The organism is Corallococcus exercitus, assembly GCF_003611585.1.
GTDB classification, from domain to species: domain Bacteria; phylum Myxococcota; class Myxococcia; order Myxococcales; family Myxococcaceae; genus Corallococcus; species Corallococcus exercitus.
Genome location: NZ_RAVW01000301.1, coordinates 1 through 12192, shown reverse-complemented (window position 1 = coordinate 12192; position 12192 = coordinate 1). Strand labels below are relative to the sequence as shown.

9 protein-coding genes are annotated in these 12192 nt (G+C 71.0%); 3 read left to right on the top strand and 6 right to left on the bottom strand.

The annotated features are described in order from the left end of the window. A partial coding sequence (locus D7W79_RS29490; RefSeq protein WP_147442118.1) for a non-ribosomal peptide synthetase occupies positions 1-3219 on the top strand: 3219 nt, incomplete at its 5' end. A 6-nt stretch (positions 3220-3225) separates the two neighbouring features. On the opposite strand, the gene D7W79_RS29485 is transcribed toward D7W79_RS29490, so the two are convergent. The 4 genes from D7W79_RS29485 to D7W79_RS29470 all read right to left on the bottom strand — a co-directional run bounded on the left by D7W79_RS29485 (position 3226) and on the right by D7W79_RS29470 (position 8386). Next, positions 3226-4563: a hypothetical protein gene (locus tag D7W79_RS29485; RefSeq protein WP_120528711.1), complete on the bottom strand. Its 1338-nt coding sequence runs from the start codon at positions 4561-4563 to the stop codon at positions 3226-3228. 81 nt (positions 4564-4644) lie between these two features. Then, positions 4645-6066, bottom strand: coding sequence for an RICIN domain-containing protein (locus tag D7W79_RS29480; RefSeq protein ID WP_120528710.1), 1422 nt, complete (start codon positions 6064-6066; stop codon positions 4645-4647). Positions 6067-6152: 86 nt separating this feature from the next. Continuing rightward, a complete protein-coding gene (locus D7W79_RS29475) occupies positions 6153-6344 on the bottom strand; it encodes a YbdD/YjiX family protein (RefSeq protein WP_120528709.1) in 192 nt (63 codons plus the stop codon). Between the two features lie 5 nt (positions 6345-6349). Next, positions 6350-8386, bottom strand: a complete 2037-nt coding sequence (locus D7W79_RS29470) for a carbon starvation CstA family protein (protein ID WP_276375520.1) — start codon at positions 8384-8386, stop codon at positions 6350-6352. A 28-nt stretch (positions 8387-8414) separates the two neighbouring features. On the opposite strand from D7W79_RS29470, the gene D7W79_RS29465 reads away from it, so the two are divergent. After that, a complete protein-coding gene (locus D7W79_RS29465) occupies positions 8415-9935 on the top strand; it encodes a S41 family peptidase (RefSeq protein WP_147442117.1) in 1521 nt (506 codons plus the stop codon). Between the two features lie 93 nt (positions 9936-10028). Then, complete coding sequence (locus D7W79_RS29460) at positions 10029-10526, top strand: DUF6321 domain-containing protein (RefSeq protein WP_120528707.1); 498 nt, start codon at positions 10029-10031, stop codon at positions 10524-10526. 11 nt (positions 10527-10537) lie between these two features. On the opposite strand, the gene D7W79_RS29455 is transcribed toward D7W79_RS29460, so the two are convergent. Both D7W79_RS29455 and D7W79_RS29450 read right to left on the bottom strand, forming a co-directional pair. Beyond that, the gene (locus tag D7W79_RS29455; protein ID WP_147442116.1) at positions 10538-11131 is read right to left on the bottom strand and encodes a hypothetical protein; all 594 of its coding nucleotides are present in this window, start codon (positions 11129-11131) and stop codon (positions 10538-10540) included. A gap of 96 nt (positions 11132-11227) precedes the next feature. Continuing rightward, a complete protein-coding gene (locus D7W79_RS29450) occupies positions 11228-12079 on the bottom strand; it encodes a hypothetical protein (RefSeq protein WP_147442115.1) in 852 nt (283 codons plus the stop codon). Between the last annotated feature and the right edge of the window lie 113 nt (positions 12080-12192).

Below are 12192 nucleotides of genomic sequence, written 5' to 3'. Positions count from 1 at the left end.
GTGCAGACCCTGTCGCGCGACGCGGGCGTCACCCCGTTCATGCTGCTGCTCGCGGGCTTCCACGCCCTGCTCGCGCGGCACAGCGGCCAGGAGGACGTCGTCATCGGCACGCCCATCGCGGGGCGCGGCCACCTCCAGGTGGAGAACCTCATCGGCTTCTTCACCAACACCCTGGCCCTGCGCGTGGATGCCTCCGGCGCACGGAGCTTCCGCACGCTGCTGGGCCGCGTGCGGGAGGCCTGCCTGGGCGCCTATGCCCACCAGGACATGCCCTTCGAGCAGCTGGTGGACGCGCTGGTCCCCACGCGGGACCTGAGCCGCCCTCCCCTGTTCCAGGTCATGTTCGTCTTCCAGAACGGCGGCGCGCCCTGGGAGCTGCCCGGCGTCTCCGTCAGCGCCCTGGCCTTCGAGCCGGGCATGGCGAAGTTCGACCTCACCCTCTTCGTGCGCGAGACGCCGGAGGGCTGGTCGAGCATCTGGGAGTACAACACCGCCCTCTTCGACGAGGCCACGGTGGCGCGCTTCGCGGACCACTACACGCGGCTGCTCGAAAGCGCGCTCGCGGCGCCGGACGCGCCGCTGGGCACCCTGCCCATGCTCGGGGACGCGGAGCGCCGGCAGCTCGCGGCGTGGGCGAACCAGCCGGTGTCCTGGCCGCCAGTGCCCGCACCCCACGCGTTCTTCGAAGCCACCGCCACGCGCACGCCCGAAGCCGTCGCGGTGCGCTTCGGCGATTCGACGCTCACCTACGGGGAGCTGGAGCGACGCTCGAACCAGCTGGCGCACCACCTGCGGAAGCTGGGCGTGGGGGCCGACGTCCGCGTGGGCATCCACCTGAGGCGCTCGCTGGAGCTGCCCGTGGCGGTGCTGGGCACGCTCAAGGCGGGAGGCGCCTACGTGCCGCTCGACCCGGCCTATCCGCCGGAGCGGCTCACCGCGATGCTCCAGGCGTCGGGCGCGACGGTGCTGCTCACCACGCGCGAGCTGCGCGACGTGCTGGGCAACGACACGGCGCGCGTGCTGGAACTCGACACGCAGGTGGACGTCCTGGCCCGCGAGTCCGACGCGCGGCCCGAACCCCGGGGCAACGCGCAGGCGCTCACCTACGTCATCTTCACCTCCGGCAGCACCGGGACGCCCAAGGGCATCGCGATGCACCGCGAGGCGCTGGTGAACATGCTGCATTGGCAGCTGGGGGACTCGGTGGCACCCGGGGCCCGCACGCTCCAGTTCTCCGCGCTGAGCTTCGACGTGTCCTTCCAGGAGCTCTTCGCCACCTGGGCCGCGGGCGGTGAGCTGGTGTTCCTCACCGAGGAGACGCGCCGCGACCCGAGCCAGCTGCTGGCCCTGCTGGAGGACGCGGGCATCGAGCGGTTCTTCATGCCCTTCGTCGCGCTCCAGAACCTGGCGGAGGTGGCCGAGCGTGAAGGCCGCCATCCCCGCCGCGTGCGGGAGATCATGGTGGCGGGCGAGCAGCTGCGCATGACGCCCGCGATCCGCCGCTTCATGAAGCACACGGGCGCGGTGCTGCACAACCACTACGGCCCCTCCGAGGCCCACGCGGTGACGTCGCTGTCGCTGAAGGGGGATCCGGACGCGTGGCCAGCGCTGCCCTCCATTGGCCGGCCGTTGATCAACGTGCCCGTGTACGTGCTGGACGCGAACCTCCAGCCGGTGCCCCGGGGCGTCACCGGCGAGCTGTACGTGGGAGGCGTCCAGGTGGGCCGCGGCTACCTGAACCAGCCCGACCTCACCGCCGACCGCTTCATCCCGGATCCCCTCGGCACGACGCCGGGAGGCCGGCTGTACCGCACGGGGGACTGGGCGCGGCACCTGCCGGACGGCACGCTGGAGTACCTGGGCCGGCGCGACGCGCAGCTCAAGGTGCGCGGCTTCCGCATCGAACTGGGAGAGATTGAAGCAGCGCTCGCGCAGCACCCGGCGGTGCGCGACTGCGTCGTCGACGCCCGGGACGACGGAGGCGGCCAGAAGCGGCTGGTGGCCTGGGTGGTGGGGACGGATCCGAAGGCGCTGGACGTCGCCGCGCTGCGCGGCTTCCTCAAGGGGCGGCTGCCGGAATACATGGTGCCCTCGCGCTGGGTGCCCCTGGAGCGGCTGCCCCTGACGCCCTCGGGCAAGGTGAACCGCAAGGCCCTGCCCGCGCCCGCGGCCGGCCGCGAGCCGGCGGCCACCCTGCTGGGGCCTCGCACGCCGCTGGAGCTACAGCTCGTGCGCATCTGGGAGGAGGTGCTGGGCGTGCACCCCATCGGCGTGCGCGACAACTTCTTCGAGCTGGGCGGACACTCGCTGCTGACGTTGCGTCTGCAGTCGGCCCTCCGCGCCCGGCTGGGCCGGTCCCTGCCGGTGTCGTCGCTCTTCCAGAACCCCACCGTGGAGCACCTCGCGGGCCTGCTCCGGGACGCCACGTCGTGGACGCCGTTGGTCGCGCTCCAGGAGGGCCAGGCGGGAGTGCGTCCCTTCTTCTGCGTCCATGCGGTGGGAGGCAACGTCGTGCCCTACGCGGAGCTGGCCCGGGCGCTGGGCCCCCACCAGCCCTTCTACGGGCTCCAGGCGCGCGGTCTGGACGGAGCGGAACCGCCCTGCGACTCCGTCCCGGAGATGGCGGCCCTGTACGTGCGCGCGGTGCGGGAGGTCCAACCGCACGGCCCCTACCTGCTGGGCGGCTGGTCCATGGGAGGCGGCGTCGCGTGGGAGATGGCCCACCAGCTGCGGCGCGAGGGCGAGACGGTGGCGCTGCTCGCGCTGCTCGACTCGTCCGCGAGCCTGCACTTCGGCAACCCGGACGACGTGAACGCGAAGGCGCGGTTGAGCGCGCTGTTCCTGGAGGACCTGCTGCGCGCCATGGGCCAGCCGTTGCCACCGAACGACGGCCTCTCCCCGAGCCAGTGGAAGGAAGCGCTGGAAGCGGCCAGCCAGCCCCTGTTCGCCGCGGAGCAGTCCCTGCTCAAGCTGCGCCACGCGTTCGAGGTCCACCTGAACGCGGCCTGGGTCTACGAACCGCCCCCGGCCAGCGGGCCCTTCACGTTGTTCGAAGCGGAGGGCTCGCACTGGGACCACGGCTGGGCCGCCTACGCGCCCGGCGGGCTGGACGTGCACAGGGTGCCCGGGGACCACTACTCCTTCCTCAAGCCCCCGCACCTCAAGGTGCTGGCCGCGAAGCTGGGTGACGCCCTCGTGAAGGCCCAGGGCCCCGCCTGACAACGGTCACGGTGCCGGGTGCGAGGCGCCACGCACCCGGATCCACCAGCCGGTGGGATTGATGGGCACGGCCGCCTCCGCGCCCGGCGTCTCACGGGTCTCGCGGATGAGGCGCGCGGTCCGGGCCCAGTCGAGCTCGGAGCCCCACGGCTCGAAGGTCCACCGGGGAAGGGCCAGCACCACCACGCACACGCAAAGGCCCGCGGCGAAGACGGCCCGGAACCGCGCCACCGCCACCACCCAGAGCACGAGCCCCGCCGGGAGCGCGAACAGCATGTAGCGGTCCTCCACCACGCCCGGATCCCGGAACGCGCCGAACGTGGGGTAGTCGGCCGAACCGGAGCGCACGTACCAGGTGAGCGGAATCAACAGGAAGACGCACGCGCACGCGGCCAGGAGCAACGCCCGCTGCCGCGCGGGCACCCCGCGGAGGCCCATGACGAGCACCGCGAGGAGCCCGCCCGCCACCGCGACCCGCACCCCGAGCGGCCTGCGGAAGTACGACAGCGTCCCGCCGTCGCCCAGCACCGGGTGCAACACGTAGCGGACGTTGAACGTGTTCCAGAGGTGCTCGGCCATGCGCGAGAGCGGCCAGGCGGCGAAGTCGGAAGCGGCCATGCCCGACTGGCGGAAGAGCACCATGTTCACCCCGGCCAACACGGTCAGCGCCGCCGCCGCCGCGCCCTCTCCCAGCACCGCGCGCAGAGACTGCCCGTCGCGCCACCGCAGCACACCGCGCAGCAGGAAGACCGGCGCCAGCAACACGCCCTCGCCCGCGCTCGACGCGGCCGCGAGCAGCACCCCGCCGTCAACGACTCCCAGCGGGCGCTCCAGGTCCTGGAGCGCCACCAGCATGACCCCGTAGAAGAGGACGGAGTGGAGGTTGGCGAGGTTGCCCATCACCTCCCAGGTCCCCGGCAGGAAGCAGAGCGCCACCGCGGCGAGGATCCGGACCCCGTCATGGGGCACCAGCCAGCGGTAGCGGACCCGCGCGATGAGCGCGAACACCGCCGCGTCGATTCCCAGGGTGAGCAACGCCAGCCCGAGCGCGAACGCTTCGATGGGCAGGCGCGACAGTCCCCAGGCCAGCAGCCGGGGGACGACGTGCAGATAGCCCGCGTAGGGCATGAACGTGGCGCCAATGCCATGCGCGAGCGCATCCGCCAGGAACACCGTCCCATCCTCCGCCCAGAGGTGGGCCTGAGCGAGCCGCGCGTGTGAGCGCAGCATCAGCACCGCGAAGCACGCCAGCAGCGCCGTCGCGTACGGGGCCCGCGGGCGCTCCCATCCCAGGTCGATGGGACGACGGAGCAGGTGCCACCAGCAGGAGGAACGGTCAGCCATCGCGACCGCCCATATACCATCCGCACCGATGGCCGGCGCGCGACGAGGCCGGCACGGTGCCAGCCCCGCCTCCAGTGCGGACTACAGCGCTTCCAGCCGGAACTGCTGGCAGTCGTTGTTGGACCAGGTCCACTGCTGGAGCAGCGTGCCGTCACCGCTGCCCTGCTGGCAGCCCGTCACGTCCAGCACCTTGCCGCTGTGGCGCGCCTCCAGCCGGTGGTAGCCGTTGCCCAGGGCCACCAGCTTGAACTGCTGGTTGCTCCCGCCGCTGTAGGACCACTGCTGGAGCCCCGCACCGTCCGCGGTGCTCACGTCCTTCACGTCCAGCGCCATGCCGCTGTAGCGCGACACGAAGCGGTAGTAGCCGCTGTCCGTCGCCTCCATCGACCACTGCTGGCTGGCACCCGTGTGGCAGGCCCACTGATGGATGATGGCGCCGTCCGCCGTGCTGGGGCCGCTGATGTCCACGCAGCGCCCGGAGGCCTTGTTCACCAGCCGGTATGCCCCCGTGCCGCCGCCCGTGCCCTGCGCCACGGAGTAGATGGCGTTGAGCAGCGACGTGCTCCCGGACGTGTCCTGGGACAGCTCCCAGATCATCACGCCGCCGTTCTGCTTTCCCAGCTGCGTCTTCGCCTGGATGGTCGCGATGCCGTTGTAATAGACGTCCCCCACGTTGTCCTTGTAGGGCGCCTGCGGGTCGCGAGCGACCAGCTCCGAGTAGCCCACGTAGCTCGACGGCGAGCGGCCGTAGAACGGCACGCCCAGCACCGCCTTGGACGCCGGCAGCCCGCGCCCCTTCCAGTAGCTCAGCGACTGGACCGCCAGGTCATACGTCGAATGCGGCTGCCCGCCGTCGTACGCCATGATGTTGAGGAAATCGACGTCGTTGAACACCGACGCCGGCACGCCGCCGCCCGTGGAGCCGTTGGACACCACCGCCGCGGTGAGCAGCTTGCCCCGGCTGTGCATCGCGGTGCCCAGCTGGTTCATCAAGAGCGCGTAGTTGCTCCCCGACGTGCCGGGGTCCGGGTACTCCCAGTCGATGTCCACGCCGTCCAGCCCGGCCGCGTTGATGAAGTTCACCACGTTGTTCACGAACGCCGTGCGCGCGCTCGCGTTCGCCGCCATCTGCTCGAAGCCGCTGTCGTTGCCGTCGTTCCAGCCGCCCACGGCGATGAGCACCTTCACGCCCTGCGCATGCGCCAGCGTCACCAGCGAGCGCAGCCGCGCGTCCCCGCTGCTCACCCCCGTGAGCCCACCGGCCGCCGTGGGCAGCGCGAACGCGTAGTTGATGTGCGAAAGCTTCGAGTACTGCAGCGTGTTCACGTCCCCCGCCCACGTCGGCAGGTAGCCCACCACGCGCGTCGACAGCACGGCCGACTCCACCTCCCCCATGGGCTCCCCGGACACCGGAGCATCCACGGGGCCCGAGCAGCCTCCCAACGATGCGAGAAACACGGCGCCCAGCGCCCACGTCCGGAACGGCGTCGAGGTACGAGACACGGCAGACTCCTGCGAAGAGGTTGAACGGGCTTGACCCGTAAAACCCACTAAGCAGTTTTGTCTGGAAGACTCAACGACTCATCACCTCAGCAGCACCGGCCGCCTCCGGGGCGGTAGCGGGCCTTGAGGCGGTCGTTGAAAAACTCCGCGTAGGTCATCACCGCGCGGTCCGGGTGGTGACGGCGCATGTGGGCCACGTAGGTGTCGTAGTCCGGCACGCCAATCATCAGCCGCGCGGTGCGCACGGCCTGGCGCCAGCCGTGCCGGAGCGCGTGCATGAGCCTCACGGCTTCACCGGGAGGGCCGCGGCCACGTAGGGCGTCTCGTGCGAGGTGGCCACCGGCGAGCTCCGGGCCCGGAGCACGGCGCGCACGCCGAAGAGCACCGTCGCCACCACGACGACCATGAAGAACACGGTGAGGGCGGCATCCAGGTAGTCGTTGCGGATGATGGCCTCCATCTCCTCCACGGACTTCGCGGGGGCGATGACGCGCCCTTCGGCCACCGCCTGGGAGAAGGTCCGCGCGTGGGCCACGAAGCTCACGCGCACGTCGCCGCCGAGCACCTTCTGGAAGCCGGCGGTGAGGGTGCACAGCACCAGCCACGCGGCGGGGATGCCGGGGACCCACACGTAGCGCTCGCGCTTCATCTTCACCAGCGCCACGCAGCCCAGCGTGAGCGCGATCGCGGCGAGCATCTGGTTGGCGATGCCGAACAGCGGCCACAGCGTGTTGATGCCGCCCAGCGGATCCACCACGCCCTGATAGAGGAAGTAGCCCCACGCGGCCACGCACAGCGCGGTGGCCAGCAGGTTCGCGCCCCAGGACTCCGTGCGCTTGAGCGGCGCGTACACCAGGCCCGCCAGCTCCTGGATCATGAAGCGCCCCACGCGCGTGCCGGCGTCCACCGTGGTGAGGATGAAGAGGGCCTCGAAGAGGATGGCGTAGTGGTACCAGAACGCCATCATCCCCTGCCCGGACACCAGGCCATGGAGGATCTGCGCCATGCCCACCGCCAGGGTCGGCGCGCCACCCGCGCGCGACAGGATGGTCGTCTCACCGATGTCGCGCGCCGTCTGCTCCAGCATCTCCGGGGTGATGACGAAGCCCCACTGGCTGAGCGTTTGAGCCGCCTGCGTCGCGCTGGTGCCGATGAGCGCCGCGGGCGAGTTCATCGCGAAGTAGACGCCGGGCTCCAGCACCGACGCGGCGATGAGCGCCATGATGGCCACGAAGGCCTCCATCAGCATGGCGCCATAGCCCACGAGCTTCGCGTCGCCCTCCGTCGCCAGCATCTTCGGCGTGGTGCCGGACGCGATGAGCGAGTGCCACCCGGACACCGCGCCGCACGCGATGGTGATGAAGAGGAACGGGAACAGGCTGCCGGAGAACACCGGCCCGGAGCCGTCCACGAACCGCGTCACCGCCGGCATCCTCATGTGCGGCGCCGCCAGCACGATGCCCACCGCCAGCAACAGCACGGTGCCGATCTTCAGGAAGGTGGACAGGTAGTCGCGCGGCGCGAGCAGCAACCACACCGGCAGCACCGCCGCGCAGAACCCGTAGCCGATGAGCAGCCACGCCAGTGTGCGGCTGTCGAAGGTGAACCAGGGGCCCCAGGTGGCGGACTCGGACACCTGGCCGCCCAGCCAGATGCTGAGCATCAGCAGCACGAAGCCGACGATGGACACCTCCAGCACCTTGCCGGGCCGCACGTAGCGCAGGTACAGGCCCATCATCACCGCGATGGGGATGGTCATCGCCACGGTGAAGGTGCCCCAGGGGCTGTGCGTCAGCGCCTTCACCACGACCAGCGCCAGCACAGCGAGGATGATCATCATGATCATCAGCACGCCCACCATCGCCGTCACGCCGGCCGCGGGCCCCAGCTCCATGCGCACCATGTCGCCCAGCGACTTGCCATCGCGCCGCACGGACAGGAACAGCGTCACGAAGTCCTGCACCGCGCCGGCCACCACCACGCCCGCCAGGATCCACAGCGTGCCGGGCAGGTAGCCCATCTGCGCCGCCAGCACCGGACCCACCAGCGGGCCCGCGCCCGCGATGGCCGCGAAGTGGTGGCCGAACACGACCCACCGGTCCGTGGGCACGTAGTCCAGGCCGTCGTTGCGGCGCTCGGCGGGGGTGGCGCGCGAGGGGTCCACCTGGAGCGCTTTTTCGGCAATGAAACGGCCGTAGAAGCGATATCCCAGCATGAACACCGCGACGGAGGCGACCACGAGCCAGATGGCGCTGATGGACTCGCCCCGGTGCAGCGCCACCACGCCCAGGCTAAAGGCCCCCGCCAGGGCCAAGGCCACCCATCCCAACTTCCGAGCGACTCCACCCATGATGTCTCCCGTCGGCGGGCAGGCCACCCCCACCCCGCGCAGGGTTTATAGCGCACGCCCCGCGTCCTCCCGTCCCGCTGGCGGCGGGGTGTCCGCTGGTGGAGGAAGTCGGCGCAACGCCATTCTCCTCGTCCTCGCGGGCCTGCTCGCCGCATGTGCCACGCCGCACGCCACGGCGAAGGCCCGCGCCCGGGACGCGGATGGCGTGTGGCGCTCGCGCGGCTACGGATGGCTGCTCACGGTGTCGCCGGAGGGCCTGCGCCTGCACCACGAGACGGCGGCGGGGTGCCATCCGGATCCGTCCTCGTCGACGGAGCTCGAGGAGATGTTCGGGGGCCAGGAGCCGGGGCCCTCCGCGGACGTCCGGGACTTCCTCGCCGCGCCGGGAGAGACGCGCTACCGCTTCGACCGGCTGGCCGCCCTGCCCGCCGACTGCGACACGCACCGTGCCTGGAGCGCGCTGGAGCTGTTCGACGTGTTCCGGGCGACCTTCGCGGAGCACTACGCCTCCTTCCCCCGGCGCGACCCGGACTGGCTGGCCCGCCTGGATGCGCAGCGCTCGCGGGTGACGCCGGACATGGATGGCCGCGCGCTGTTCACCCTCTTCGCGGACGCGCTCCGTTCGCTGAACGATGCGCACGTGGAGCTGCTCGCGGACGACGCGGCGTCGGACACGCTGACGTACGAGGCCCGCCCCACGGGCACATTCGCGATGCTGGATCAGACGGCCGTGGCCATGGCGCGTCCCGCCCGGGACGTGCAGCGGGAGTGGATGCGCGCGTACCGCGACGGCATCCTCCAGACGGTGCTGCGCGGCGAGGGACATCACGTCGCGAACCAGCGCATCCTCTGGGGCTTCGCCGCGCCCCGCGTCGCCTACCTCAACCTGCTGACGATGGGCGGCTTCGTCGCCGCGGCGGAGGGCCAGACCTCCACGCTGGCCCAGGAGCTGGCGGCGCTGGAGCCGGTGCTGGATGAGGCGCTGACGGCCTTCGCGGGCGCGGACGTGCTCGTCCTGGACGTGAGCAACAACCGGGGCGGACATGACGCCGTCGCTCGCGCCATCGCGGAGCGCTTCACGGCGCAACCCCGGCGCGCGTACACCAAGTGGGCGACGGGAGCGAAGGACGTCCCGCCCCAGGTGTTCACGCTCCAGCCCACGCCGCGCCCGTCCTTCCACGGCCCGGTGTACGTGGTGACGAGCGACGTCACCGTCAGCGCGGGCGAGGTCCTCACGCTGGCCCTGCGCGCGCTGCCGAACGTCGTCCAGGTGGGCACGGCCACGCGGGGCGCGTTCTCCGACATGCTCGTCAAGCCGCTGCCCAACGGGTGGACGGTCCACCTGTCGAACGAGCACTACGCCGACATGACGGGCCAGGACTTCGAGGCGCGGGGCCTTCCTCCCCAGCGTCCGCTGGACGTCTTCGGCGACGGCAAGGACCCGTGGCACGCCCATGCGCGCGCCCTCCGTGCGCTGGCGGACTCGCTGGTGCCCCCGGGGGCGAAGCCCACGCCGTAGGAAGCAGGCGGCCTGTCACCGCATGCCAGCGCGGCCGGGAAGACCTACCTCTCTTGCGCAAGCGTCCACCGCCGTCCGAGAGGAGCACGCCCGATGCCGCCCCGTTCCCCGACCCGCGAGCCCGTCACGCGCACGCGGCGCCTGAAGGATCCAAAGGGAGGCCTCACGGCGGCGGGCCGCGAGTGGTTCCACGAGAAGGAGGGCGCGAACCTCAAGCCCGGCGTGAAGGGCAAGGCGGACACGCCGGAGAAGCTGCGCCGCAAGGGCAGCTTCCTGCGCCGCCACTTCACCCACCCGCGCGGGCCCATGGTCGACGACAAGGGCGAACCCACGCGCCTAGCCCTGTCCGCCCGAGCCTGGGGCGAGCCCGTGCCCAGGGACGCCGCCGGAGCGAAGCGGCTCGCCGCCAAGGGCACGAAGCTGCTGGAGCGCTACCACGCGACGCAGGAGCGCGCGAAGCCCGCCGCCAAACGCTCCGGTGCGAAGAAGACGCGGACCGCCGTGGCGGCCCGCCGTGTGACGACGGCGAAGAAGCGTGCGCCCGCCACCGCGAGGAAGACCGCGCCGCGCAAGCGCACGAAGAAGACCTGAGGGGCGTGGCTTCAGCGGACGGCGGGCACGGGCAGCGACTCCGCCGCCACCTGCTGATTCACGAGCTGCACCTTGCCGCCCTTGCGCACGGTGAAGTCACACGCGAGCAACTGGTTGCCCACGAGCACCAGCGCGGACGCCTGGAAGCCCTCCGGGCCGTCGGAGACCTTCACGGGGTGCAGCTTCGCGACGGCCTCCGCCTTGCGTGCGCCGAGCGCCGCGTCCGTGTTCGTGGCGGGCAGCCACTGCACGTCCTCCGCGCGCTCCACCAGCCGGCGCTTGCCGCCCTCGGTGTTCTCCACGAAGAAGCGCAGGTAGGCGGGAACCTCCGCGGCCTCCAGGCTCAGCGCCTCGTCCTGGTTGACCTTGTAGATGGCCTCGGCGGTGGCCGGCGTGAGGTTGACCGCGACCTTGCCGTCGTCCGCGTACTTGAAGCGCAGGGCCCGGTGCGGCAACCGCACGTCCACCGTCACCAGCTGGAAGCGCTGGTAGAAGCCCAGCGGCTGGCGCGTGAAGGCCGTCGCCGCCAGGTTCTGCTGGATGGTCCCGGCGTGCACCGGGTCCACCCGCTCGATGCGCTGCAACGTCTCGGCGTCCGCATTCACCTTCGGTTCCTCCTGGGTCCCGGCCTTCGAGGGCCGGGCCGTGTCACAGTGCGTGGTGGCCATCACCCACAAGGCTGCGACGAGGACACGATGCATTTAGCGTGACGGGTGCGCCGCGTCCCAGCCCTGGCCGTAGTAGTCGGGGTAGTTCTGACCGTTGGTGCTGGTCACCACCGCGCCCGTCTTGAAGCCGTTGAGGACCGCATCGTATCCCGCCTTGTCGCCGATTTCACGCAGTTGCGCTTCGGTGAGCGACGGGTCCTTCGCCTTCGCCTCGTCGATGGCCTTCGTCGAGGCGGCGTTGTACTCGGCCTCCAGCGGGAAGGTGGCGGTGACGTTGTCGCCAGCGGCGACCAGCTCGTTCTTCGCCTTGATGCTGTCCACCGTGCCGCGCGTCTCCTCGTTGAGGAGCGTGTTCACGTAGTCGTCGCGCGTCTGGTTCTGCACATCCGCGCGGGGACCGTCGAGGGTCGCCTTCGCGTGGTTGATCTCATGCACCAGCGTCAGGGCCGCTTCCTGCGGATCCTGGCTGCGGTCGATGACGATCTTCTTGCCGTCCCAGTAGGAGCCACCACCGTCGGCGAACTCCACCGGGATGTTGTGCTCCTCCATGTACTTCACGGCCGCCGCGCCCGTGGGCGAGTTGGTCAGGACGTCCTTCGTCTCCTGCAGCTTCGCCGCGTCCTTGGAGGCCTGGATGGCGTCGCCGATGGCGCCGCCCACCTGGCCGCCGATGATGCCGCCCACCGGGCCGCCCAGCACGCCACCGATGATGCCGCCAATGACGCCGCCGTTGCTCTTGGCCTTGTCGAAGGAGTCCTTGAAGAAATCACCGACCGGGTTCGCGTTCGTCTGCGGACGGGGGCTCACCACCGGCCGTGCGTTCTGCGAAGCATCCGTGCTCACCACCGGGCGTGCGCCGCCGCGGCCAAGTCCGTCAACCCCCATGGCTTCTCTCCCAGAAAACAAGTGCTGCTTTGACTGGGATTATCGCTGGAAGCCGCACGGAGTTGCGAGGCCGCCTGGCAACGCACTGCATCAGGACCGGGCAGGTGGGGGGG

What these genes read in the sequence shown, in the direction of transcription:
- D7W79_RS29485 (WP_120528711.1), bottom strand. Translation starts at nt 4,563, where the DNA reads ATGGCTGACCGTTCCTCCTGCTGGTGGCACCTGCTCCGTCGTCCCATC.
- D7W79_RS29475 (WP_120528709.1), bottom strand. Translation starts at nt 6,344, where the DNA reads ATGCACGCGCTCCGGCACGGCTGGCGCCAGGCCGTGCGCACCGCGCGG.
- D7W79_RS29465 (WP_147442117.1), top strand. Translation starts at nt 8,415, where the DNA reads ATGATGTCTCCCGTCGGCGGGCAGGCCACCCCCACCCCGCGCAGGGTT.
- D7W79_RS29460 (WP_120528707.1), top strand. Translation starts at nt 10,029, where the DNA reads ATGCCGCCCCGTTCCCCGACCCGCGAGCCCGTCACGCGCACGCGGCGC.
- D7W79_RS29450 (WP_147442115.1), bottom strand. Translation starts at nt 12,079, where the DNA reads ATGGGGGTTGACGGACTTGGCCGCGGCGGCGCACGCCCGGTGGTGAGC.